General features: G+C 40.7%; 20 protein-coding genes and 2 pseudogenes. 19 read left to right on the top strand and 3 right to left on the bottom strand.

Translation table 11 applies throughout. The annotated features are described in order from the left end of the window. The first annotated feature begins 149 nt into the window (after nt 1-149). The 3 genes and pseudogenes from leuS to PVV69_RS09995 form a co-directional block, all read left to right on the top strand. Complete coding sequence (leuS, locus tag PVV69_RS04300; RefSeq protein ID WP_273756591.1) at nt 150-2792, top strand: leucine--tRNA ligase; 2643 nt, start codon at nt 150-152, stop codon at nt 2790-2792. Continuing rightward, nucleotides 2779-3372: an LPS assembly lipoprotein LptE gene (gene lptE / locus PVV69_RS04295; RefSeq protein WP_273756590.1), complete on the top strand. Its 594-nt coding sequence runs from the start codon at nt 2779-2781 to the stop codon at nt 3370-3372. The genes leuS and lptE overlap by 14 nt, the downstream gene beginning before the upstream one ends. 896 nt (nt 3373-4268) lie before the next feature. Beyond that, nucleotides 4269-4540 (top strand): annotated as a pseudogene (locus PVV69_RS09995) (Arm DNA-binding domain-containing protein); the annotation flags it as partial. A 67-nt stretch (nt 4541-4607) separates the two neighbouring features. Here the strand turns inward: PVV69_RS09995 and fsa are convergent. Further along, a complete protein-coding gene (gene fsa / locus PVV69_RS04285; RefSeq protein WP_273720619.1) occupies nt 4608-5261 on the bottom strand; it encodes a fructose-6-phosphate aldolase in 654 nt (217 codons plus the stop codon). A 235-nt stretch (nt 5262-5496) separates the two neighbouring features. On the opposite strand from fsa, the gene PVV69_RS04280 reads away from it, so the two are divergent. The 3 genes from PVV69_RS04280 (at nt 5497) to PVV69_RS04270 (ending at nt 8553) form a co-directional block, all read left to right on the top strand. Beyond that, complete coding sequence (locus tag PVV69_RS04280; RefSeq protein ID WP_273720620.1) at nt 5497-5655, top strand: hypothetical protein; 159 nt, start codon at nt 5497-5499, stop codon at nt 5653-5655. A gap of 344 nt (nt 5656-5999) precedes the next feature. After that, on the top strand, nt 6000-8192 hold the full coding sequence (locus PVV69_RS04275; RefSeq protein ID WP_273756589.1) for a primosomal protein N': 2193 nt from the start codon (nt 6000-6002) through the stop codon (nt 8190-8192). A gap of 49 nt (nt 8193-8241) precedes the next feature. After that, nucleotides 8242-8553 (top strand): hypothetical protein, encoded by a 312-nt coding sequence (locus tag PVV69_RS04270; protein ID WP_404978368.1) that lies wholly within the window; start codon nt 8242-8244, stop codon nt 8551-8553. On the opposite strand, the gene PVV69_RS04265 is transcribed toward PVV69_RS04270, so the two are convergent. After that, nucleotides 8550-8906, bottom strand: coding sequence for a hypothetical protein (locus tag PVV69_RS04265; protein ID WP_273756588.1), 357 nt, complete (start codon nt 8904-8906; stop codon nt 8550-8552). The two genes, PVV69_RS04270 and PVV69_RS04265, sit on opposite strands and share 4 nt — an antisense overlap. A 252-nt stretch (nt 8907-9158) precedes the next feature. Here PVV69_RS04265 and atpH point away from each other — a divergent pair, with 252 nt between their 5' ends. From atpH to PVV69_RS04220, 9 genes and pseudogenes are all read left to right on the top strand, one after another. Next, nucleotides 9159-9743: an ATP synthase F1 subunit delta gene (gene atpH / locus PVV69_RS04260; protein ID WP_273756587.1), complete on the top strand. Its 585-nt coding sequence runs from the start codon at nt 9159-9161 to the stop codon at nt 9741-9743. After that, complete coding sequence (gene atpA, locus PVV69_RS04255; protein ID WP_273756586.1) at nt 9743-11278, top strand: F0F1 ATP synthase subunit alpha; 1536 nt, start codon at nt 9743-9745, stop codon at nt 11276-11278. Before atpH ends, atpA begins: the two co-directional genes overlap by 1 nt. Before the next feature lie 20 nt (nt 11279-11298). After that, the gene (locus tag PVV69_RS04250; RefSeq protein WP_273720624.1) at nt 11299-12210 is read left to right on the top strand and encodes a F0F1 ATP synthase subunit gamma; all 912 of its coding nucleotides are present in this window, start codon (nt 11299-11301) and stop codon (nt 12208-12210) included. Between the two features lie 19 nt (nt 12211-12229). Then, nucleotides 12230-13840 carry a F0F1 ATP synthase subunit beta gene (atpD, locus tag PVV69_RS04245; protein WP_273720625.1) on the top strand — a complete coding sequence of 537 codons (1611 nt, stop codon included), beginning with the start codon at nt 12230-12232 and terminating at the stop codon, nt 13838-13840. A 72-nt stretch (nt 13841-13912) separates the two neighbouring features. After that, on the top strand, nt 13913-14329 hold the full coding sequence (locus PVV69_RS04240) for a F0F1 ATP synthase subunit epsilon (protein ID WP_273756585.1): 417 nt from the start codon (nt 13913-13915) through the stop codon (nt 14327-14329). Between the two features lie 23 nt (nt 14330-14352). Next, on the top strand, nt 14353-16014 hold the full coding sequence (locus tag PVV69_RS04235) for an MFS transporter (RefSeq protein WP_273720627.1): 1662 nt from the start codon (nt 14353-14355) through the stop codon (nt 16012-16014). After that, nucleotides 16011-17018 (top strand): HlyD family secretion protein, encoded by a 1008-nt coding sequence (locus PVV69_RS04230; protein WP_273756584.1) that lies wholly within the window; start codon nt 16011-16013, stop codon nt 17016-17018. Before PVV69_RS04235 ends, PVV69_RS04230 begins: the two co-directional genes overlap by 4 nt. Nucleotides 17019-18258: 1240 nt before the next feature. Next, a pseudogene (locus tag PVV69_RS04225) lies at nt 18259-19386 on the top strand (tyrosine-type recombinase/integrase). Nucleotides 19387-19685: 299 nt separating this feature from the next. Further along, a complete protein-coding gene (locus tag PVV69_RS04220) occupies nt 19686-19931 on the top strand; it encodes a hypothetical protein (RefSeq protein WP_273756583.1) in 246 nt (81 codons plus the stop codon). On the opposite strand, the gene PVV69_RS04215 is transcribed toward PVV69_RS04220, so the two are convergent. Then, on the bottom strand, nt 19899-20183 hold the full coding sequence (locus PVV69_RS04215; protein WP_273756582.1) for a hypothetical protein: 285 nt from the start codon (nt 20181-20183) through the stop codon (nt 19899-19901). The genes PVV69_RS04220 and PVV69_RS04215 overlap by 33 nt on opposite strands. A 611-nt stretch (nt 20184-20794) precedes the next feature. Between PVV69_RS04215 and ispG the strand changes: the two genes are divergently transcribed. From ispG to PVV69_RS04195, 4 genes are all read left to right on the top strand, one after another. Further along, complete coding sequence (gene ispG / locus PVV69_RS04210) at nt 20795-22036, top strand: flavodoxin-dependent (E)-4-hydroxy-3-methylbut-2-enyl-diphosphate synthase (RefSeq protein ID WP_273756581.1); 1242 nt, start codon at nt 20795-20797, stop codon at nt 22034-22036. Between the two features lie 709 nt (nt 22037-22745). Beyond that, the gene (locus tag PVV69_RS04205; protein WP_273756579.1) at nt 22746-23492 is read left to right on the top strand and encodes an AAA family ATPase; all 747 of its coding nucleotides are present in this window, start codon (nt 22746-22748) and stop codon (nt 23490-23492) included. A 52-nt stretch (nt 23493-23544) separates the two neighbouring features. Continuing rightward, entirely contained in the window at nt 23545-24585 is a 1041-nt protein-coding gene (locus PVV69_RS04200) for a ThiF family adenylyltransferase (RefSeq protein WP_273756613.1), read from the top strand. A gap of 61 nt (nt 24586-24646) precedes the next feature. After that, the gene (locus tag PVV69_RS04195; protein WP_273756577.1) at nt 24647-25810 is read left to right on the top strand and encodes an MFS transporter; all 1164 of its coding nucleotides are present in this window, start codon (nt 24647-24649) and stop codon (nt 25808-25810) included. Nucleotides 25811-25940 lie beyond the last annotated feature (130 nt).

Genomic DNA, 25940 nt, shown 5'->3' with positions numbered 1-25940 from the left:
CTATTTTTGTTGAGTGATTGCCTTATTATTTGTAAGAGCTTTTAAAAATACTTCGTGAAATATTGACTGAAAATGTTGACGAAGGGGTTAATCCATGGTCAAGCATAAAACAAGTTTTTTAGTTCAATTTTATAAAGAGTATCATAGAAATGACGATTGAACGTTATAATTTAGGTGAACGCTATAATCCACGTGCCTGCGAACAAAAATGGCAAGAAATTTGGAATGAAAAGAAGATTTTTCAGACCGCCGGGGAAGATCCACGTGAAAAATATTATGTTTTAGAAATGTTTCCTTACCCTTCTGGGCGCATTCACATGGGGCATGTGCGCAATTATGCTATGGGAGATGTTGTGGCGCGTTATAAACGCGCAAAGGGATTTCATGTGCTTCATCCTATGGGGTGGGATGCTTTTGGTATGCCGGCTGAAAATGCTGCCATGCAAAATAAAGTGCATCCCAAAACTTGGACCTATCAGAATATTGCCGTGATGCGTGGGCAATTAAAGCAGTTAGGGCTCTCACTAGATTGGGCGCGCGAATTTGCGACTTGTGATGTGGATTATTACCACCGTCAACAAATGTTGTTTCTTGATTTTTATCAAAAGGGATTGGTGGCGCGCAAAGTGGCTAAGGTCAATTGGGACCCCGTTGACCAGACGGTCTTGGCAAATGAACAGGTTGTTGATGGACGGGGCTGGCGTTCGGGGGCATTAGTTGAACAGCGAGAGTTAACGCAGTGGTTTTTCAAAATTAGTGATTTTAGTGAAGAGTTACTGGCAGGGCTTGAAGAGCTGGAACAGTGGCCCGAAAAAGTTCGCACTATGCAAAAAAACTGGATTGGTAAGTCACAAGGTTTGCTGATTCGTTGGACTTTGAAGCCAACAGAGGAAGTCAATGAGGGTTGTCTGTCCTTTAATGAAGTGGTCTGTTATTCAACACGACCCGATACGCTGTTTGGTGCTTCTTTTTTGGCATTGTCTTTCGATCATCCTATTGCTCAAGCTCTGGCGCAAAAGAATAAAGCGCTGGAAGGGTTTATAGAAAATTGTCGGAGTGGTGGAACAACAACTGCGGCGCTTGAAACTGCTGAAAAACAAGGATTTCGCACATCTCTCTTGGCTGTTCATCCCTTTGATGAAACGGTGCATATTCCTGTTTATATTGCCAATTTTGTGCTTATGGACTATGGAACGGGAGCTGTTTTTGGTTGTCCTGCCCATGATCAGAGAGATTTGGATTTTGCGCGTAAATATGAGCTTCCTGTGCGTCCTGTGGTTTTGCCTTCAGGGGTTGAGAGAGAAGATTTTGTCATTACTGATACGGCTTATATTGGTGATGGGGTGATGATCAATTCCAGCTTTTTAGATGGTTTAACACCCCAAGAAGCTTTTGAAGAAGCAGCCAAAAGGCTTGAGGGGCAAATGCTTTATGGGAAGCCTCAGGGGGAAAAAACAGTGCAATTTCGTTTGCGTGATTGGGGCATTTCACGTCAACGCTATTGGGGATGTCCAATTCCTATGATCCATTGTACATCTTGCGGGGTGGTTCCGGTACCGCGTGCCGATTTGCCCGTTGTGTTGCCTGATGATGTAACGTTTGAGCAGCCGGGTAATCCTCTTGTGCGCCATGAAAGGTGGCAAGCTGTTGCTTGTCCTGTTTGCGGTCAACCTGCCAAACGCGAAACCGATACCATGGACACATTTGTCGATTCTTCTTGGTATTATGCACGTTTTACTGCTCCTTTTGCACAGGAGCCCATCGATAGCCAAGCGATAAGAGAATGGTTGCCTGTGCAACAATATATCGGTGGAATTGAACATGCGATTCTCCATCTTCTCTATGCACGCTTTTTTATGCGTGCCATGAAATTAATGGGCTATGTGAGCGTGGATGAGCCTTTTAAAGGGCTTTTTACGCAAGGCATGGTGGTGCATGAAACCTATCGGGATGAGAAGGGCTGGGTTTCACCAGAAGAGATTTCGATCGTTGAAAAGGATGGAAAGCGGCACGCTTATAAATTAACCGATCAGAGTGAAGTGATGATTGGTTTGATTGAAAAAATGTCTAAATCAAAAAAGAATGTTGTTGATCCTGATGATATTATCGCATCCTATGGAGCCGATACCGTGCGCTGGTTTGTGTTGTCCGATTCTCCTCCTGAGCGGGATGTTATCTGGACAGAATCGGGTGTTGAAGGTGCGCATCGTTTTGTGCAGCGCGTTTGGCGCCATGTGGCTTTAAGTGCTCCAGTATTAAGGAATGTAGCGCCCTGTGCTGGGCAGCATGGGGCGGCTTTGCAACTCTCAAAGGCTGCGCATCGAACGCTCCACGCTGTGGAAGATGATTTGGAAAAATTTGCCTTTAACCGAGCTATTGCGCGTCTTTATGAACTCTTGAATATTATGGCACCTTTATTAAATAAAGTGGAAAGTGTTGAGGATGAAATGAAGGCTGCTTTGCGCCAAGGGGTGGATTTTTTCCTTGCCATGATTGCACCTATCATGCCTCATTTAGCAGAAGAATGCCATGCTGCTTTAGGGGAGAAAACTTTAATGTCTGAGCTTGCTTGGCCGGCTTATGATCGCGCGTTAATCATTGAGGACTGCTATAGTCTGCCAGTACAGATTAATGGTAAAAAACGTGGTGAGGTGAGGGTGGCAGCAACCGCTACGTCAGAAATGATTGAAGAAGCTGTTTTGGCTCTTGATTTTGTAAAGGTGCATTTGGGTGAAAAGTCAGTGAAAAAAATGATTATTGTTCCACAAAGGATTGTCAATGTCGTTCTCTAAAAGTTTTATTTTTGTAAGCTTAGCGGGTTTGTTAACTCTTTTGTATGGGTGCAAAGTTGAGCCGCTTTATCGCCAAGTAGCGCAGATTTCAACAAAAATAGGTTCTGTGGATTCTGTTTTTGATGATGATTCATCTCCAAAACAAAAATCTTTGAGTCTTTCCGAAAAACTTGCCTCTGTTGTTGTTGCAGAACCGTCAGATCGCTTTGGACAGATGGTGCGCAATCATTTGTTGTTTCTTCTTTATGGAAATGGGCGCAAACCTTCTACTCCCGCTTATCAATTGGTCTTGAAAACATCGATGTTTACCAGAAAATCTGTACAGATAGAAGTTGATCGCGATAGAAAAAGAGAGGGGCGACCTTCCGTTGGAACTGTGACGGGTAAAGTTTCCTATGTTTTGCAAGATATGAAAAATGTTCTCCTTGCTGAAAGTACGGTAAGCATGAGTGCTTCTTTTGAACGGTTGCGCCAAGAATATGCAACAATACAAGCAGAAGAAAATGCAAGGAAGCGTGTGGCTGAAGAGTTAGCTGAAGAAATTTTGCTGCTGCTTTCAAAAGATCTTTCAATTCATTAAGTGGTATTTTATCCGTTTTTCCAGTTTTTAGGGAAGATCTGTAATCCTTTACCGGTAGGGGATTTTTTACCAATGCCTTTAAAATGGCTGCTGGAATATTGATGATTACAACAGCGTTCTAAGTGCATGGGGACACTCTGTGCATCTTTTGAGGAGCCATGCTAAGAATATGCAATACTACAAGCAGAAGAAAATACGTGGGAGGCGTGTGGTTGAGGAGTAAGTCGATACCATCCTGCTCTTTGCCAGCGTCCAATGTTGCTAAAGTCCTTGGCATTTGAGACGGTTCATAAGAGGTATTTTTACTCCTTTTTTGAAGTGTTTTTCTCTACACACCAATTCGGCTTATAACGGGCAAATAATATCTTATTGTTTTCATCTAAATAGATTTGAAATGGGAAAATCCTATGATATTCAGATCTTTCATTTAACATGAAAAAAATAATTATTATGTATAAATCAATGTGTTGTGTGAAATTTGCGAAAGAGATTTTTGTGTGGGTTTGAGATCTTGCAAAAGATTAAGCGATATTTTGTCCCGTTTTTTCCAGTCTTTAGGGAAGATTGGTCATTCTTTATCGGTTAAGGGGGGATTCTACTAGCACTTCTCAGATTATTGATGGGGTATTTGGGAGGATGGTTTAACAAAGCTCTCAGAGCGTGAGAACTTTGTTTGCTTCTTTAGAATGTCAACGCCAAGAATATATTATGCAAAAGACGGGCAATGCATTGATTTGTAATGATAATCTAGCGTTATTCATATTGAATGAGACCTTCGAATAACCTAAGATTCTCTCATTTCAAACCTGCTTATCTTGAATCAATTAAAATCACTTGCTTGCACGTCAAAAGCAGGGCTGGTGTGTGGGTAAAAACTGTATAAGAAAGGAGTAAAAATGGCTCTTATGAATCGTCTTAAGTGCCAAGGGCTGTAGCAACATTGGGAGCTGGCAAAGTGAATGATGGTGCTGGCTTGCTTCTTCACAAGCGTAAAGATGGCGGTGCTCAATGGCTTTATCGCTATACCATTCACGGGCGCCGCCGTGAAATGGGATTGGGAGCGTTGCGAGATGTCTCTTTAAAACAAGCTTGTGAATGTGCAAACCAATGGCGTTCTGTTCTTCGTGAAGGGCGTGCCCCCATTAAAGAACGTGAGAAACAAAGACGTGCGGGAGGGTGTTGTTGTGGAACCTCGTGGCACAAATTTTTGTGTTGGTTTGAGATTTTGCAGAAGATTAAGCGATATTTTGTCCAGTTTTCTTCCAGTCTTCAAGAAAGATTTGTAACCCTTTATCGGTTAGGGGATGTTTCACAAGCGCTTTTAAAATGGCTGGTGGGACAGTTGCAACATCTGCACCGCTTAATGCTGCTTCTTTAACATGATTAACGGTACGGATTGAAGCTGCCAAAATTTGTGTTTCAAAGTTGTAATTGTCATAAATTGTGCGAATTTCATGAAGCAATTCACTGCCATCACTTCCGCAATCGTCGATTCTGCCAATAAATGGTGAAATGAATGTTGCACCTGCTTTGGCAGCAAGTAAAGCTTGATTGGCAGAAAAGCAAAGGGTGAGGTTGGTTTTTAATCCTTGTTTTGTTAGAGCGCTACAGGCTTTTAATCCATCAAATGTTAAGGGAAGCTTGATACAAATATTGTCAGCAATTTTTGCTAAAGTAGCTGCTTCTTTCATGATGTCTTCAAATTCTGTTGCTGCAACTTCAGCAGAAACAGGTCCATTGACGAGGCTACAGATTTCTTTTGTTACGTCAAAAATGTTGCGTCCTGATTTTAAGATGAGTGAGGGATTGGTGGTGACACCATCAACGAGGTTTAAGTTTTGCAATTCTCGGATTTCTTCAATATTGGCGCTATCCACAAAAAATTTCATATTCCATCTCCTTGGTTGTTTACTCTTGTACGCAAAGCTTCTGATATTTTGTGCTGTTTTTGTTATGCGCTATTGTTTATGACAAAAGCAAGAGGGAGGATTGCATTCTTATAGGATAAGCTACGACATAAAGGAGGAAGGGGGAAAAATGGATTGTTGAAAAGAAGGGTGATATGTGGGAGCCGATTGGTGTTAGCTCTCAGCGTATCCTTAACTTGAATGTTTAAGTGATAAAATGCCATTTTTTGTGGAGGAGATTGGTTGTTTTGTTTTTTCAGCGGTGAGAATGCCTAGAAATGTTGCTTATGAAACAGATGTTTTTGATAAGAGTGAAGAACAAATCAGGCAAAAGGCACATCATTTTCCAAACTGTAAAGACAAACAACAAGAATAGGAAAGGTGGTCATACTGGTTGTGTAAAAGAATTCGTATAACCTTGCTATAAGAAAATAACGAAACAGGTTGCAGAGAGAAAAATTGTTTTTCTTTGGTGTTTACTCTGCATGCTTATTGTTATTGCATTGTATTTTCTAGGGAAGAGATATGACATTTTAAGAGGATGTGCTTTTTTATGGTTTTGTCATGGATGCTGTAGTGGTTAGGTGATTTGTTGAGGGGGCGCATGATAAGTTAGGCAAAGGATTATTTGCTAATGGATGTGAGGCGGTCAGCGAGGCATTGTTTTTATAAAAGGTTTGTATCTTGAGACAAAAGATAAAGTCAAATGGAACAGAGGATATGAGAAAGATTGTTTCAGTCTTGGTGCCTCTTCCTGTTACGCAAGCTTATAGTTATGAGGTTCCGCCTTCTATGGCGTGTGAGGTTGGTTCTTTTGTTCGTGTTCCGGTGATGGGACGCCAAGTTTGTGGTATTGTGGCGGATGTCGGAAAACAGACGACAAAAGATGGGCAAAGTTCTCCATCTGTGGCGGATAAAAAATTACGCTCTCTGCTTCATGTTTTTGATTGTCCGCCGTTGAGGGGGGAAATGATCGCATTCTTGCGTTTTGTGAGCCGGTATACGATGACTCCTCTTGGACTTGTTGCACGATTGGTTTTGGGGATACCGGCTGCTTTAGAACCAGAAGCACCACAGCCCGGTTTGCGGTATTGTGGGGGAGATGTGGAGCGTTTAACACCAGCACGCCTGCGGGTTTTGGAGTTGGCGCGTGATGGTGAGGTTTGGACGCGTTCTGGTCTTGCTCATGCGGCAGGAACTTCTGTTTCTGTTGTTGAAGGATTAAAATCGCTTGGGGTTTTTGAAGAGGTTATGGTGCCACCGCCGAATCTTATGGCGCCGCCTAATCCAGATTTTTGCCCCCCTCAGTTAGAGGGAGCACAAAGTGAAGCTGCGTGTCTTTTGCGGGATGGTGTTTTGTCTTCTCAGTTTCAAGTTTTTCTTCTTGATGGTGTGACCGGATCAGGAAAAACAGAAGTTTATTTTGAAGCGGTTGCCCAAGCACTCACACAGGGCAAGCAGGTTCTCATTTTATTGCCGGAAATTGCTTTAACACAACAATTCTTAGATCGCTTTCATGCCCGCTTTGGTGCGGGAGCTGCCGAATGGCATTCCGATTTGGCACCGCGCCGTCGTGAACGTGTATGGCGACAGGTGGCAGAAGGGCGAATAAGGGTTGTGGCGGGAGCTCGCTCGGCACTTTTTCTTCCCTTTCATGGGCTTGGCTTGATTATTGTGGATGAAGAGCATGATAGTGCTTATAAACAAGAAGAGCGCATTTTTTATCATGCGCGTGATATGGCGGTGGCGCGGGGCTCTTTCGAGCATTTTCCTGTGATTTTATCCTCCGCAACACCGTCGATTGAAAGTCAGGTCAATGTTTTGTGGGGACGTTATCAGAAGGTGCATTTGCCATCGCGCTTTCAAGCGGCGGCTCTTCCAAAATTGCGGGTGGTTGATATGCGTCAAGAAGGTGTGCAAAGGGGGCGTTTTATTTCTTTTGCTCTTGAGACGGCTTTAAAACAAACGCTTGAAAAAGGTGAACAGGCGCTGCTTTTTCTCAATCGTCGCGGTTATGCACCTTTAACCTTATGTCGTGTTTGTGGGCATCGGTTTCATTGTAGCGATTGTTCAAGTTGGCTGGTTGAGCACCGCGCCCAAGGACAGCTTAAATGCCATCATTGTGGGTTTCATCAACCACTTCCAGAAGCTTGTCCTGAATGTGGGACCCTAGACCATCTCGTGGCTTGTGGACCTGGTGTGGAAAGAATTGCTGAGGAAACACGGGAGCTTTTCCCCCAAACACGGTTGTTGATTCTTTCAACCGATCTTCAAGGTGGGATTGGTCATTTACGGCGCGAATTACAGGCTATTGCTAATGGTGAAGTGGACATTATTATTGGAACACAATTGGTTGCCAAGGGGCACCATTTTCCTGGATTATCGCTGGTGGGGGTTATTGATGCCGATCTTGGTCTTGCTAATGGTGATTTACGTGCGGGAGAACGTACTTTTCAACTTTTGTCTCAGGTGACTGGAAGGGCTGGGCGTATGGGGCTAGAAAGCTTAGGGCTTTTGCAAACTTATCAGCCTGATCATCCGGTGATAAAAGCGTTGCTTTCGCAAAAGGGTGAGGATTTTTATACACATGAGATTGCTATGCGTGAGCATTATCATCTTCCACCTTATGGGCGGTTGGCTTCTTTGATTATATCTTCAGAAAAACGTCAAACTGCAGAACATTATGCACGGGCATTGCGCCAAGTTGCACCACGGGATAAAAATATCTCGGTCATGGGACCAGCAGAGGCTCCATTGGCTCTCATTCGGGGGCGTTATCGTTTTCGACTTTTGCTCCAAGGACAGCGTTGTTTTGATGTACAAGGTTTTATTCGTGTAATGCTTGCAAATGCGCCCAAAATGCCTTCTTCAGTTCGGGTTCAGATTGATATTGATCCACAAAGTTTTCTTTAGAAAAATACAGAGGGTATTGGCTGTAAAGATATTTGGGTTGTCTCTTTGATTGTGTTGTCTAGAAAAGTATCAAGCTGTAGAATATAATGCACAGGCGTCACGCCAAGTTGTGCCACGGGATAAAAATATCTCGGTCATGGGACCAGCAGAGGCTCCACTGGCTCCATTTAAGGGCGTTATCGTTTTCAACTTTTACTGCTTTTTTGTTTTTCTAGGAGGACAGCGTTGTTTTGATATACAAGGCTTTATTGGTGTAATGCTTGCAAATGCGCCCAAAATGCCTTCTTCAATTCGGATTGTGATCTGTATAACTGGTATTTTTCTCAATACAATGCGCCATAGCGGGAGGAATTTGCTTTAAAAGTGCCTTTTAAAATAAAATATTTGGTGGGATATTCTTAAAAGAAAGGGGGAGATTAACAAAAAGATGTGGTTTTTCCTTATTTTAAGGTGATTATCTATTATTATGACTTGCCTATAAGATTGAAATAACACATTTTTTCGGTAGCGGTAGCGGTAGCGGTAGCGGTAGCGGTAGCGGTAGCGGTAGCGGTAGCGGTAGCGGTAGCGGTAGCGGTAGCGGTAGCGGTAGCGGTAGCGGTAGCGGTAGCGGTAGCGGTAGCGGTAGCGGTAGCGGTAAAAATCGGACTGCTTTTGCTTTACACCGTTTATGATGCAAAAAAGAGACTTGAAAAATTTATCAGAGAATGTCAAAAAGAAATACAGGTAAGCTCTAGTGTAACCTGCCTATTCTGAAAAAATCCTTTTTAAAAATATTTTGAATATTTTCGTTGAAATTTTCAGAAAGCATCAATTGGGAGTGTTGCGAGTCGGTTGTGTCTATGCTAGAAACCAAAAAGTTTTTTATTCTGGGTTTTAAGAAGGGCATTCTTAGAATTTAGAGTGTCTGTTTCATTTCATCTGATAATTATCAGAGAGTCGCTCAAGGGAAAGAGGCGGTATTTCGTGTCGGATTCATTTTCTCTTATACCGCTGCCATTGGTAGATCAACGCTATGCGCAAGCGCTTTTTGATTTCGTGCAAGAAGCAGGAGCCGTGGAAAAGGTCGAAAAGGCAGTCGCATCTTTTTTGCTTGTCTTAGATCAAAATGAAGACTTAAAACGCTTTGTACAAAGCCCATTCTTTTCTGTAAAAGAGCAGGTTAAGGTGATACGTTCTGTTTGTGAGAGCATCAAATTTGCTGATAAGAGTACAGGTCAGATCATTGGGAATTTTTTGCATATGATCACAATAAATCGTCGGCTTGGTGCCTTGTCTGGTATTTTACATGCTTTTCAACGTCGTGTCGCTCTCTCTCGTAGAGAAACTCTAGCACAGATTATTTCTGCTCGCCCGATAAGTTCTCGCCAAGAACAAGAATTGCGCAAGGCTTTGGAAAGGACTGTGGGGGGAAAAGTTTTGCTAAACATCTGTGTTGATCCAACAATTCTTGGTGGATTAATTATTCGGGTCGGGTCGTCTCAAATTGATACGTCTCTTGTAACAAAATTGTCTTCGCTTAAGCTTGCATTGAAAAAAGAGGTCAGCTGATGGATATTAGACCATCTGAAATTTCAAAAATTCTAAAAGAGCAAATCAGAAACTTTGACCAAAAGGCTGAAGTTTCAGAAATTGGTTGGGTTCTCTCTGTGGGCGATGGTATCGCCCGTGTCTATGGTTTGGACAATGTCCAAGCAGGTGAGATGGTTTCCTTTTCAAATGGCGTACGCGGTATGGCGTTGAATTTGGAAATCGATAATGTCGGGGTGGTGATCTTTGGCTCTGATCGTGATATTCGTGAAGGTGATAGTGTTAAGCGGTTAGGCACTATCGTGGATGTTCCTGTAGGACCAGCTCTGTTGGGGCGTGTTGTTGATGCATTGGGGAACCCTATCGATGGTAAAGGACCTCTTAAAGCAACAGAACGTCGTCGTGTGGATGTGAAAGCACCGGGAATTATTCCGCGTCAGTCTGTGCATGAGCCTATGTCGACCGGATTGAAAGCTATTGATGCACTCATTCCCATTGGACGGGGACAGCGTGAGTTGGTGATTGGCGATCGTCAGACAGGGAAAACAGCGATTTTGCTCGATACATTTTTAAATCAGAAACCTTTCCACGAGAATGATTCTGGGCGCGAGCAGGATAAGGTTTATTGTATTTATGTTGCTATTGGTCAAAAACGCTCAACGGTAGCACAGTTCGTGAAAATTTTAGAAGAGCGTGGTGCTCTTGAATATTCCATTATCGTTGCGGCAACCGCTTCTGATCCTGCTCCATTGCAATTTATTGCGCCTCTTGCCGGATGTGCGATGGGCGAATATTTCCGCGATAATGGGCAACATGCTTTGATTGGTTATGATGATCTTTCCAAACAAGCAGTGGCTTATCGCCAAATGTCTCTTTTGCTTCGTCGCCCACCAGGTCGTGAAGCTTATCCCGGTGATGTCTTCTATCTTCATTCGCGCCTCTTAGAGCGGGCGGCAAAACTGAATGCGGAAAATGGTTCGGGATCTTTGACGGCTTTACCAGTCATTGAAACACAGGCAAATGACGTTTCTGCTTATATTCCTACCAATGTGATTTCCATTACTGATGGGCAGATTTTCTTGGAAACCAATTTGTTTTATCAGGGTATTCGTCCTGCTGTGAATGTTGGGCTTTCTGTGTCGCGGGTTGGCTCTGCTGCGCAAATTAAGGCGATGAAGCAGGTGGCTGGTTCGATCAAAGGGGAATTGGCACAATATCGTGAAATGGCGGCTTTTGCGCAATTTGGTTCTGATTTGGATGCTTCAACGCAGCGTCTTTTAAATCGTGGTGCACGTTTGACAGAGCTTTTGAAGCAACCACAATTTTCTCCTTTGAAAACAGAAGAACAAGTCGCTGTCATTTTTGCTGGAGTCAATGGTTATCTTGATCCTCTGGCTGTGTCTGATGTTGCGCGATTTGAACAAGGGCTTTTGACACTTTTGCGTAGTGATCATCAAGATCTCTTAAAGGCAATTGCTGAGCAAAAACAGCTCACCGATGAACTGAAGGATAAGTTGCTTACTGTTCTTAAGTCTTATGCGAAGAATTTTTCGTGATGAAGTGATGGAATGCTTAAATGGCGTCGTTGAAGGATCTTAGAGACCGTATCGCCTCGGTTAAGGCAACACAGAAGATTACCAAAGCCATGCAGATGGTTGCAGCAGCAAGGTTGCACCGTGCACAAGAGGTGGCACGGTCTGCACGCCCTTATGCACAGAGGATGGCTGCTATTTTAACCAGTGTTGCTGCTGATGTGGATGGCATTGATGCGCCGCCTCTTATGCGAGGAACCGGTCGGGATGATGTGCATCTTTTGGTGGTTTGTACTGCTGAACGTGGCTTGTGTGGGGCTTTTAATGTGCAGATTGTGCGTCGTGCACGCGAACAGATTAAAGCTCTGCTTGCTGCGGGTAAAATTGTTAAGATTTTGACCGTGGGTAAAAAGGGCGCAGATATTTTATCGCGTGATTATAAAGCTTTGATGATTGATCATATTGATTTGCATGCTGTAAAGCGGATTGGTTTTACTGAAGCGGCAATGATTAGCCAACGGATTGTCGCGTTATTTAATGAGGGCGCTTTCGATGTCTGTACGCTGTTTTATTCTGAATTTGTTTCAGTGATTAATCAGCGTCCAACAGCTTTCGCTTTAATCCCAATGGGTTCTATAAAAGGAGCTTTTGAGGCGGAAGGGATGGTTGAAAAGGCAGATAAAAGCAAAGATTTACAGTCGATTGTTTATGATTATGAGCCCGATGCTGCTTCTCTTTTGGAGGCGCTTGTACCACGCAATTTGTCCGTGCAAATCTTTCGGGCGTTGCTAGAAAATGTTGCTGGTGAAATGGGCGCGAAGATGACTGCTATGGATAATGCATCGCGCAATGCGGGTGAAATGATTAATAAATTGACGGTGGCTTATAATCGTCAACGTCAGGCACAGATTACAACGGAATTGATCGAAATTATTGCGGGCGCTGAGGCGCTTTAAGGTGAAAAGGTAAAGATTGATGGTAAAAGCAGTGACGTCAAGTAAGGAAGCAGCAAAAGTTGAGAAAAAGAAACCAGCTGCTCGTTCGGGCGTAAAAAAAGCCGCCTCGAAATCTCAAGTGAACGTGAAGGATTCCTCTCCGTCTGCACGGAGTTCTTCTAAAAATACCCCTATAAAAGAAAAGGGGCGTACAAAAGGTGCCGTTGGTGAGATCAAACAGGTTATTGGTGCTGTTGTGGATGTCCAGTTTGAAGGTGCGTTGCCAAATATTCTTAATGCATTGGAGACCGATAATTTAGGGAATCGCTTGGTTTTGGAAGTTGCACAGCATTTGGGTGAAAATACCGTACGTACAATTGCTATGGATACTACCGATGGTCTTGTTCGTGGGCAAAAGGTTTTTGATACGGGAACACAGATTAGTGTGCCTGTTGGAGAGGCCACACTTGGTCGTATTATGAATGTGATTGGGGAGCCGGTGGATAATGTGGGACCAATTGCAACAACAAAAATGCGCTCTATTCACCAAGATGCTCCTGAATATGTGGAACAGTCGACGGTCTCAGAAATTCTTGTCACGGGTATTAAAGTCGTTGATTTGTTAGCACCTTATTCTAAAGGTGGTAAGATTGGTTTGTTTGGTGGTGCTGGGGTTGGTAAAACCGTGCTTATTATGGAGCTTATCAACAATATTGCAAAGGCGCATGGTGGATATTCGGTGTTTGCTGGGGTGGGAGAGCGTACACGTGAGGGAAATGATCTTTATTATGAAATGATCGAAAGCCGCGTGAATGTGAATCCAAAGGAAAATAATGGTTCAACAGAAGGGTCAAAATGTGCGCTCGTTTATGGGCAAATGAATGAACCACCAGGAGCACGTGCACGGGTGGCGCTTTCAGGCTTGACCATTGCAGAAAGCTTCCGTGATGAGGGACAAGATGTTCTTTTCTTCGTGGATAATATTTTCCGTTTTACCCAAGCAGGAGCTGAAGTGTCTGCTCTTTTAGGGCGTATCCCTTCTGCTGTGGGTTATCAGCCAACTTTGGCAACGGATATGGGGGCTTTGCAAGAGCGTATTACCAGTACAAAAACAGGCTCTATTACCTCTGTTCAGGCTATTTATGTTCCAGCCGATGACTTGACAGATCCAGCACCCGCAACATCTTTTGCCCATTTGGATGCAACAACGGTTCTTTCTCGTTCCATTGCGGAAAAAGGAATTTATCCAGCTGTTGATCCCCTTGATTCTTTCTCGCGTATGCTCGATCCATTGATCGTGGGAGAAGAGCATTATACGGTTGCTTGTCACGTGCAAACCATTTTGCAACGTTATAGAGCGCTACAGGATATTATTGCCATTCTTGGAATGGATGAGCTTTCTGAAGATGATAAGTTGTTGGTGGGGCGGGCGCGTAAAATTGAACGTTTCCTTTCGCAACCTTTCCATGTGGCGGAAGCTTTTACCGGTTCTCCCGGAAAACTTGTGCCTTTAGAAGAAACAATAAAAGGCTTTAAGGGTCTTTGTGCTGGCGATTATGATGATTTGCCAGAAGCAGCTTTTTATATGGTTGGTTCGATTGATGAAGCCATTGAAAAAGGAAAGCGTCTCATTGCAGAGGCTTCTTCATAAGAAGAAGTCTGTAGTGAATGCTTGGTGTAAAGAGGACTAAGGGTCCTTGTAGCAAGCCTCGTGGAGATTGTTGTGGAACACAAGAGAGAAGAGCATTTTTTGTTTGAATTGGTATCGCCTGAAAAGATTGTCTTTTCAGAGCAGGCGAGCTCCGTTGTTCTTCCTTCAGCATCAGGTGCTTTGACAGTGATGGCGCATCATGCACCGCTGGTGGCAAGTATTGTGTTGGGAAGTGTTCGTGTCCTGAGCTCTTCAGGAGAGAAGCTGTTTGCTGTTTGTGGAGGTGTTGCCAATATTACCTTTTCAGGTTGTTCTCTTTTGGTGGAGCATGTCGTTGCTGTGGAGCATCTCTCTTTTGAGGCGTTAGAACAGCAGATTTTGCAAGTTCGAGCAACATTAAATGAGGGGACAAATGGTGAAACAAATCATAAGCTTGAAGAGTTTTTTGATCAACTGGCAGCTGTTGGGGCTGGAGTGAGCGAGGCGTAAAGGATTATATGGGAAAAAGCGACATGGGCGGAAAAAAAAGTACGGTTATGTCTGCTAAAAGAGGAGGAAAACCTTTTCCACATCCAGGTCGCGTTTTTGCAGGTCCTTTGCCAAAATGTTTCGTTTATATTTTTGCTTCTTTTATTTTGCAGTGGGCTTATGGTTTGGGAGCAAATGTTGTTCAGTCTAATATTGTCCATCTTACCGGTGATTTCCACGCAACTTTGACCGAAACAACCTGGTTGGTTGCTGCCTATATGGCGCCAAATGTAAGCGTTGCCATCATGTTGATCAAAATTCGCTACCAATTTGGCCTGCGTGCTTTTGCTGAATTATCAATTCTTGGCTTCGTTTTGGTTTGTGTTTTGCAACTCTTTGTTACGGATTTGCGCTCCGCACTGATTATTCGCTTTTTCGCTGGTATTGCTGCAGCGCCTTTGGCTTCACTCGCGCTGCTTTATATGATGGAGGCTTTTGCACCAGCAAAGAAATTTACCATTGGTCTTAGCTTGAATTATATGAATGCTGCTCTTGCTGCACCCTTATCACGTTTGATTTCCCCTGGATTGCTGGAAAGTGGTGGTTTTTCGAGCCTTTCAGCGATGGAAATGGGACTTGTTCTCATTAGTTTGGGTTGTATTTATGCTCTGCCACTCACTCCTGTGGTACGCAATAAGGTTATTCAGAAATTAGATTGGCTCAGTTATGGTTTGATTGCTCTTGGTCTTGGACTCAATGCAGTGATTATGTCTGTTGGCATATTGTATTGGTGGTATGAAGCTCCATGGATTGGTTGGGCTCTTGCGCTTGCTGTTTTTTCTTTGGTCATTGCAATTGTTATTGAGCTGAATAGAGAAAAACCGTTGATTGATTTGCGCTGGATTTTCAGTAAAGAAATGATACAATCCGTTCTTATTTTATTGGTTTTTCATGTTTTCCTCTTAGAACGATCAACTTTAGCGGTGGGTTTTTTTAATCTGTTTGGTTTATTAAATCGTGAGATGGCACCCATGTATCTTGCGATTATATTGGGTGCTCTTCTAGGGGGAGCGGTTTGTGTGTGTTTTTTACGGGTTGGGCGTGAGGATTATTTTTATCTTGTCTCTTTGGGTTGTTTGGCGCTTGGGACTTATTTAGATAGTCATGTGAACCACTTAACGCGTCCACAAGATATGATGTTTAGTCAAGGGTTGGTCAGTTTTAGTTATGCGCTTTTTTTACCTCCTGCGCTTTGTAGGGGATTTGTCATATCCGGTGAGCGAGGACCACGTTATGTTTTGAGTTTTATCGCTGTTTTCCTGCTTACACAAGTGAGCGGTGGATTGATGGGATCGGCTTTTTTTGGTAGTTTGCAATTCTTTTTCGCCCATAAGAACTTTGAGTCTTTGACACAAAATATTGTTGTTACAGATCCTGTTATTTCAGGAGAGGCTAATACCTTATTTTCTCCTTCTTATGGTGCTTTTGTTCCTCATATTTGGGGTGATGAGCAAAGCACATCTGGAGTGATTGAAAAATTGAAGTTAACAGCAAATATTTTGGCTTATGATGATGTTTTTAGGCTTTATTTTTATATTGCTATGGTTGCATTTGCTATTTTTCTTGTCAAAATATTTGTACAGTTATGTTCTGTTCGTGCATTCGAAAGGCAATCTCAAGCAAGTAGAGAAGGATGCAAAAAATGATAAAAGCATTACGCTCAAGAGCAACGCTTGTTGCATTCCTCTCAGGAATTATGGGTATTTTGTTGATTCTATGGGCTTGGAAGCTTCCTCCTTTTGTGAGTACTATTCAAATTACCGATAATGCTTCTATTAAGGGTGATGTGACTCTGGTGAGTTCTCAAATCTCGGGGATTATTGCACGGATTTATGTGCAAGACTATCAACGTGTTGAAAAGGGAATGCTGCTCTTTGAACTTGATGACGCCTTGTTTCGCCAACAACTTGCACGGGCACAGGCTGTTCTCGATTCAAAAAATGCAAAACTTGCAAGTGTTATGTTGCAGGCTCAGATTTTACAGGGGGAAGTTAATGCTGCAGAAGCAGAATTGGCGCGCTCAAAAGCATTTTCCAATGTTCTCTCTGAAAACAAAAAGCTAGGCTTTGGAGGTAATACGAGTGATGGTCCCCGTCCTCTTTCACAATTGTTGGCAGCGCTTGGAACAAAACGGCAATTGCAAAAACAATTGGATCTTGAACGCCAAAGCTTGCAGTCAGAAGTTGCAAGTGCAAAAGTTGGTGTTGAATTGGCTCAGCTCAATTTGAATCATACCAAGATTCTATCTCCTAAAACGGGCTATATTGGTTTGGTTGGTGCGCGGGTGGGGCAATATGTTTTGCCTGGTGCCCAACTGGTATCGGTTATTTCTGATGATATTTGGATTATTGCTAATTATAAGGAGACGCAACTTTCTCAGATGCGTGTTGGACAACCGGTTATTTTTTCTGTTGATGCACTCGATAATAAGAAATTGACAGGGCGTGTGGTTCGTTTTGCACCCGCGACAGGTTCAGAGTTTTCTCTGTTAAAAACGGATACGACAATTGGTAATTTCATTAAAATTGCCCAACGTATTTCAGTGCGTATCGCTTTAGATCCTGGACAAGAAGGGGCTGAAAAGCTTATTCCTGGTATGTCTGTTGTCACGTATGTCGATACTTCACAACGTGCTGCTTCTGGAGGATAAAATTTTGGGTTTTTTGAGTTTACTTTTTATACCTTTTTCTTATAGCAAGTGGGCATTCACTTTAGAGGATTTTGTTTGGTTTGTCATCATGCATCTCTTTAAACTTTTATCTATGCTGCTGTAAGAGAATATTTTTCAAAAGAGTGAGATACATTCATACGTATGAAAAATAACAGTGTCGTTTCTGGCTGATTTCAGTTTTCTTTTGCATTAACCAAGTGAAAATGTCATGTTGAATTCAAAAGTAAGATTTGCTTGGTGATTTTTTGAAGAGATTATATAAGGCATGAATATGAAAAATCTCGTCTTGGTAGATTAAATTTTTCTTCCATCGGATCTTTATGAATATGAGTCAAGGAATTGGTGTGTCTTCTTATCAAAATAAGCAAAGCTAAAAACCCTCTATGCTTGTTGTTTCGCACAGTGTTTTATAAAAAGTTGCAACCTCTCTCAATTCTTTGCTGGAAAGTTTCTCATTTTATGGTGTTGTTATGCCTTATGAAATGCTTGCTTTTACTGGTAAAGCGATAGCTACATCTCGTATAATAGCATATTTGAGGCTAAGATGGAGATGGTTCAGTGCTTTACGAGCTGTATCAGTGTTTGTATGCTAAATTGGGGCGAGTATATTGCATGTCTCTGTTTTTGTTATCTCTGAAATGGGGAGATAGCCTCGTTGTGTGAGAGGGTGATGGTGTCAACTCAAATCTCTCTTTACTGTCGTTTTTCCTTTTAAACTTTGTGGCTTGCAAAAGGATTTAGAGCTATGTTTTTTAAGTGAGGAGGTTACGCATTGCTTCACGCTTTTAGTTGCTCTTGTTTTTTAATGGGATCGCGTTTCCTGCATAAGAGTACGTTTTTGAGTTGTCAATTCACGCCCTTTTTAAAAGAAACATTTCTCAATCTACCTAAAGCTATTTTACGACGAGGTGTGTGAAGGGTATTAAAGTCGTACCACCGTCTTTATGCTTATGGGCACTATCGTATTATCTACCCGCTACCAATATTGCCATAGCTTTTGCATTTGAGGGTGTTTCGGTATTTGTATTTTTTTGATGATTTTTCCCTATGGCTCATGCTGCTTATAACGTATAATGCATTGATTTATAATGATAATATAGCATTATTTATATTGAATTAGAACATTGGGTTCTGTCAGATTTTCTCATTTCAAATCTCTTGCTTGCATGTCACAAACGAGACCGGTGTGTGGGTAAAATTGTATAAGGAAAGACTAAAAATGCCTCTTATGAATCGTCTTAAGTGCCAAGGGCTGTAGCAACATTGGGAGCTGGCAAAGAGTATGATGGTGCCGGCTTGCTGCTTCATAAGTTTAAAGATGGTGATGCTCAGTGGCTTTTTAAGTTATATTATCCATGGGCGGCGCCGTGAAATGGGCTTGGCTGCCTTGAGAGATGTCTCTTTAAAACAAGCCTGTGAATTGGCACCCCAATGGCGCTCATGTTTTACATGAGGGGCGTGATCCCATTAAAGAACGCAATAAACAAAGGCGTCAGGCAATGTGCAATTTCCATTATTTAAAAGACATTGCTTTAGATGCTTTTGAAAGTCGTAAGGCTGAATTAAAAGGAGAGGACAAGGCTGGATATTAAGGCTGGATATTTTGGTTTTTAACATTACGCCTTTATATTCTTCCTAAACTAGGTTGTCTGCTCCTTTCAGAGATTACGTTAACAGATATACGCAATACGCTCGCTCCTATATGGCATACAAAAGCTGGCACGGCTTACAAAGTTCTTATTCGTCTCAATTTTTATCTTAAGCATGCTGCGGTGTTAGGTTTGGATGTTGGCTTACAGGTAACAACAAACGCACAAGCTTTATGAGGCAAACAACGTCATAAAGTTTAAAACTTACCAGCAATGAATTGAAGAGGTTGCAACTTTTTAGAAAATACTTTGCCAAACAACAATCATAATACAACTGGCTTTACGTTTGCTTATTCTGACAGGCGTTCGTACAAATCCTTTACGTCATATATATGACAACCAAATTGATGGAACCATATGGATAATTCCTGCTGAAAATATGAAAGGAAGGCGTGATACTACAACAGAATTTCGCGTGCCTTTATCATCAGAAGCACTAAAAGTGATTGAACAATCTCGTTGTCTTTCTAAAAGTAATTTCCTTTTTTCTTTTTCCGGTAGTGCTCCATTTAATGTGAATTGTATGGCTCTTTATATGCAACGCGCTAGAATTAAAGCCTGTTCCCATCGGTTTTTACTCTAGTTTACGTGATCGACTCGCTGAAACAAGCGATGTTGCTTATGAGGTCGCTGAAACCATTCTAGGGTATGAGGTCGAGGGTAAAGTAGAGCGTATCTATCGCCGTGCAAGCAAGTGATTTTGATTCAATCTGTGAGGATGTAAAATGGGAAAATTTGACTGCATTGGGAGTTATGATTCAAATGGAAAAAGGATGATTTATGATGATCATTTTAGTATATGCTCTTTTTAAGCAAAGCAATTTATCCTGTTATGCCTTAAAATAGCGTCGTTTAGGGTAGTTTACAGATTTAGTATTTCTAAAGTGTGTTGTATGTATTCAGAGTGGGGGTTGTCTGTAGAACTTTATTGTTAAGTGAGCAAATGGTCAGTAAATGAAATCTACTAGACAAGAAACCCTATTGTTTACGGATCGGTATGGGTAAGAATCTTCGTCATTTGGGGTATGAGGAGGAAATCAATATCAGATTGGTAGCTTGGAGGCGTTCTCATCTTTTGAAGTGTAAGCAGATGACTGAAGATGATGATGGTGATCTCTACCATTTCTTAAAGTTATCGTTTTTAAGCTATAGAAAAATGCCCGCTTTAAAGCGGGCATTAAAAGAGATAGCCTTAAAGGGGAGTGGTGTTTTAGTTTTTGCGTATCAACAAGACGCTAGCTAAAACTAGTCCTGCCGCTAATGCGAGGGTTGTTTTAGGGTGTTCTTTGGCTTTTTTCTTAAATTCTCTAGCATGCTCGTTGAGATGGTATAGTGCATGGCGGCTTTTTTGTTTCCATGTGTCAAGCATGTCAGAGATGCTCTCAAGGCTGTCACTTTGCGAATTCCAACGACTTACAGGGACAAGTTCACTTTTTAATTGTGCGATGCGCTTTTTAATTTTAGCATTTTTAGAGTGGGTTGAAAATAGACACATTTGTTGACTCCTCCATGTGTTATACTGTTTTACGAAAATTGGAATTGTGTTTGGGGCTTTGCTATAACGGCTTGAAAATTGAAAGGTTGCATTGGTGCTCTTGCTTGGTGGTATGAAAAAGAGATTGTTGTTGCGTTGATTTTCTGAACCCTAACCGGATGATGATTTCCTCCAAGGTGCCATTTGTGTGGGACTATTCTTTTTTTAAAGGGAGCTCAAAGTTTAAGTTTTTTGGTTGATGAAGGGGTGCCTTTTTTTTAACACTGTATTGTGGCAAACATTTATTTGTGATGCTGTAAAATATCATTCTTTAAGATCTTCATATAAGACAGATAAAGACAGCGTCATCTTTGTCTGATGTTGGTTTTTTGAATGATCTAAGTGTACAAGTGTAAAATTAAGCGGGATATTGAGGACAAGACTTGTCTAGTGATTCTGTAAAGTGAATGATAGCTATGAAATGCGTTGCGTCAGTGGTAGAAAATGGAAACTGTTTGGGAAAAGCTGATCTGTGATCATATTGATGGTTTGAAGGAAGCCTTTGAAAGTGTGGAGAAAAATAATATAAAAGATGCTTGATAAGCGCTAGTTTTTGAAAATTTGAGGACTTAATGAGCACGGCATATTTTTTATCTAGACCTCTTGAACGTCGTCGATCTGTTGGTGTTGCGGTGGGTGATGTGATGGTTGGTGGTGATAACCCCATTGTTGTTCAGTCGATGACCAATACGGATACTGCCGATGTTGATGCGACCGTTGCACAAACTGCTGCTCTTTGGCAAGCTGGTTCCGAATTGGTGCGAATCACCGTTGATCGTGATGAAGCTGCTGCTGCTGTACCAAAAATACGCGAGCGATTAGAGAAATTGGGCTTTTTTGTGCCATTGGTTGGGGATTTTCATTATATTGGCCATAAACTTTTATCAGAACATCCTGCCTGTGCAGAGGCTCTTGCAAAATATCGGATTAATCCTGGAAATGTCGGGTTTGGTGTAAAAAAAGATCGCCAGTTTGCGGAAATTATTGAGATTGCTTGTCGATACGATAAGGCTATTCGCATTGGGGTGAATTGGGGGTCCCTTGATAATGCGTTGTTGACACGGCTTATGGATGAAAATGCAAGGAAGGAAAATCCCTTATCTGTTGCTGAGGTTATGCGGGAGACTATTGTTCAGTCAGCTCTGCTTTCGGCTGCTTTTGCTGAAGAACTTGGCTTGGGAAGGGATAAAATTATTCTTTCTGCTAAAGTGAGTGATGTCCAAGATCTTATTGCTGTCTACAGCAATTTGGCAGAACGGTGTGATTATGCGCTTCATTTGGGTTTGACAGAAGCAGGAATGGGAACAAAGGGTGTGGTTGCTTCTTCTGTGGCTATGGGAATTTTGTTACAGCAAGGAATTGGCGATACTATCCGTATTTCTTTAACTCCTGAACCAGGAGGAGATCGGACACGAGAAGTAAAGGTGGGGCAAGAGCTTCTACAAGTTATGGGATTTCGGCAGTTTTTGCCCGTGGTTGCGGCTTGTCCTGGATGCGGTCGCACAACTTCGACAGTGTTTCAGGAATTGGCACAGAAAATTGAAGCAGATTTACATAAAAATATGCCGGTCTGGCGTGAAAAATATCCTGGTGTTGAAAGTTTAAAGGTGGCTGTGATGGGCTGTATTGTCAATGGACCAGGAGAATCAAAACATGCTGATATTGGTATTTCATTGCCTGGAGTGGGTGAAAGCCCAGTAGCCCCTGTTTTTATTGAAGGACAGAAAGTAAAGACTTTGCGCGGAGATCACATTGCTGAAGAATTTGAAGTTCTTTTGAGTGATTATATTCATACTCGCTTTGGGCAAGCTTAAAAAAACTCTTAGAGCTTACTGTTGCAAGGTATTTCTGCTTGATAATACTGTGTCCAAATAGCTTCATTTACAAACTAAATGTAACATTATCTCCAGTACTTTTAAGAATTTTATTGTAGCTTGATAATGCCATTAGAATTTTTCTAATGAGTAAGAAAAAATTCGTTTTTTTCAAAACCTCATTACTTAATTTTTGTGATCAAATTTTTATAGCTTTTGGATTATGGAGCTCTATAGTTGTTTTCTCAAATGCCTCTCTCAAAAACACCTTATATTGCTATAACAGTTGCTTATGCAAATCCATAAGTATAAAAAATCATGAAATCATAAACTGCGCATATTGCCTAAGATACTTAATCTTTGAAGAATAAAAAAACCGCATCGAAGAAATATTATGGATTTGAGATACTGTAAAAAATATATCTTGAGCAATTTTGTAATTGGATAAGCTATCAAGATTATTAATTAACATAATTTAATATAAAAACTATCTTAAAATTGGGGGATATTATTCTTCCACATGTTATTTTAAACGAGGAGGTTAAAATGAAAGTAGAATCAAATAGTAAAGTGGTATTAGGAACGAAGATCAAGTCTTATTCTTCTACATCTGCTAAAGTAAAATCTTTGATTTGCGATTGTGCATTGTCATAATTAAAAAATGTTGGAAGGGGTTGTATGACCCCTTCTATTTACAGTTGGGGGCAATATGTATTTACAAAATGAAGAGGTGCTCTTATTGGCTCGCAATATGAGCGAGTGTGGAATTAATTTGAATGTCCTTGGTTTAGGAAAGAGATCTCCCTATATTGGTCGCGAAGAAATGATAAGAACAGCGATGGTTTCTTTGTTTTGCGCTTATAAAAAAAGTATTGTTATTTCTGGTCCTGCTGGATGTGGGAAGACTTCTTTTGTGCGTGAGTTAGCTTTTAGACTTAATCAGTTTAAGCCTATGTTGAATGGATATGTCATACTAGAGGTTAATTTAGGAAGCGTGCTATCTGGTACGGGATTACGGGGGGAGTTTGAACGAAAAATTGGAACTTTAATAGAAACTGTATCTCCATATGAGAATGTCGCTCTGTTTATTGATGAAGGGCATTCAATTGCTCATACAAAAAGCGATGGAGGTATTGGTGCCATGGATTTATTCAAACCTTTTATGCTGGAACAGAATTTAAAGCTCATTATAGCGACTACTTCTGCAGAATTAACACATATTCAAAGGGATGCAGCGTTTTTTCGTAGATTTCATCATATAAGCTTGGGTGAGCTCTCAATAGATGAAAAAATGAATGCTATAAGGCTCCATATAAAATATCTTGAAGAGTATCATGGGCATAAATTTTGTTTCGATAATTTTAATTTTGATAACACAAGAGATTTGCACGATTTGTTGAGTCATGTAGATCTTCAGCTTGCTAGGGGGAGATTTGAAAATGAATTTGCTATATAAAAACAAGTATGTTTACTCATATACCATATCAGCGAGGCAAGAAGGTAATGAGGTGTTGATAGGGGCGGATCTACAAAATGTTATAGCCCTTGATATGAGTGGTACGTCACCGAATGTTATAAAGGCTTTGGCGTGTTTTGACGCAGAGAGTACCATAGGTGATATAATATTGAAATGTAACCTAGATACTGCAGAAAGCGAAGATTTTTTGTATTTAGCAAAATATATGCTTGATAATAAAATAATAGAATCACCCTTTTCGAAAGAAGATTCTATTAGAAAAGTTGGGCTTAGTGAGAGCGAATATAATAGATTTGATAGGCAAATTAACTTATTCAAGCATGTGTCAGGTAATTTTGACAATGCCCTTTTAGCTAACTCCAAATTGAAAGATGCTAAGATAACTATAGTTGGTTTGGGTGGGTGCGGAAGCTATGTTTTTTATACATTATCTGCAATGGGTGTAGGACATATTAAAAGCTATGATTTTGATATTGTCGAAGAATCAAATTTATCTAGGCAGATACTTTATAATTATAGTGATTTAGGTAAAAAAAAGGTTGAAGTTGCTAGAGATAAAGCCCCATATATTAGTCCTTCGACTCAATATGAGTTTTATGATGAAAAAATAGATAATATAGAAAAGGCGTGCCGTCTATTCGAAAAAGCTGATCTTGTTATATGCGCGGCAGATGATCCAAGGCCAGATTTTTTTCATTTAATGAACGAAGCTGCTTTTAACATGAGCGGTGCGCTGTTATATGCTGCTTCGGCTACGGTGAATGCTATTGTTGGTCCACTTATTATTCCAGGTAAAACCAGATGTTATGCATGCGTGAATCAGAATCATATGAAGGATGTTAATGAATTTGAGTTTGTTAAGACTATTAAGCAAAACTATATGAATACTTTGATAGATCCATATAATGCGGTTGCTGGTTCTTTGGCTGCTCTTGAGGCAGTAAAATATTTAACGGATTTTGACAAATGTCAAATTATAGAAAAAACGTTATTTATTAATTTTTCCAACTATAAAGTCGATAAGACTGAAGATTCTTATAGCGGTTATTGTCCTATTTGTAATAAAACTTGAGCTTTTATATTTATATAAATGATGTATATAAGACGTCCTTTTTGGCGCTATTGGGGGATGAATGAAAAGTATATTAGCCTTTGGTTTTTTATTTAACGGTATAAGAATTTTAACAGGCGCCTTTATTGTCTTTTATATGCTTGAAAAAGGGCTAACACTTATTGATATCGGGATCATTAAGTCATTTCAGGCTTTTATTATGATGGTGACTGATATTCCTCTGGGGTATTTTGCCGATCGAAAAAGTTATAAAATATCGATTGTTTTAGCAGCTGCTTTTGCTGCTACATGGCTTTTTCTTATGGGAGTTTCTAAAAGCTTTTACGGTTTTCTTTTAGCAGAATCTTTTAATGCAGTTTCGCTGACATTGATTGCGGGGGCGTATAATGCTTTACTTGTTCAATATGCAAAAGCAAAAGTGACATCGACTAAAAAAGTGCTGGGATTAAGTTCTCAATATAATTACATTGGCATGTTTATCTTTAGTTTGATTGGTGCTTATTTTGCTGATTATTCGAGCCAATATATATGGTATATCGCGGCATTTTTAATGTTGATGACAGCATTCTTTGGTCTATTTTTTCTTGATGATCTTAAAGGAGAAAAAAGACCTAGCCACAGAAATTCTCTTCAGGCAAATTTTCTCGCTTGTGAAGCTAAAGAGATGATCTCTATTTTTGTTCAAGTTCCTTATATCTCTTTATACTTTTATTTTTCATTAATTTTTTTCAATATCTTTTCGCAATATTGGCAGTGGATCTTTAAAGATCATCATATTCATGTCACTTATTTTGATCTTGGGGTGACATTTTCGCTGATATTGCTCTCTCAGCTCTTGGCTAGTTTTCTCTTTACAAAACTCAGTGAGAAGATAAATTTTGTTTTATTGCTGCTTCTTTCAGCCTCCCTGATTTTTACAATGGTTTTCTTTGAACCAAGAAAAGAAATTGCTGTCATTTTAGTTTGTATGATTTTTTATCTCATTAAGTATACCTATCTGCGTGTGGAAGTTATTTTGCATGATTGTATAAGCGATCATTTCAGGGCTACATATGAGTCTTTCTTGTCAACCGTTGGAAGACTGAGTCTCTTGGTGTTTTTTTATATGAGTGCATCTATGGTCAATGTGTTTGGCTTTTTCTCACTCGTTTATATTTTTGCTATTTATTTATTGATTTACTTGTTGACAGTATTTTTTTTAAGAAGGAACGCTCAAAAAAGCTGAGTGAGATTATGATTATATGTGTGTTTTATAAATTCATGTGTTTGTTTTAATAAAATCTTTCTTAGGGTTTGTCATATCCATTGTATGATGGGCTCAATAATATCATGAAGATCAATGGTAAGATTTTTTA

Source organism: Bartonella sp. MM73XJBT (assembly GCF_028618465.1).
Lineage (GTDB): Bacteria > Pseudomonadota > Alphaproteobacteria > Rhizobiales > Rhizobiaceae > Bartonella.
The sequence above is the reverse complement of the archived record's forward strand: the minus strand, read 5'-3'. Positions and strand labels throughout refer to the sequence as shown.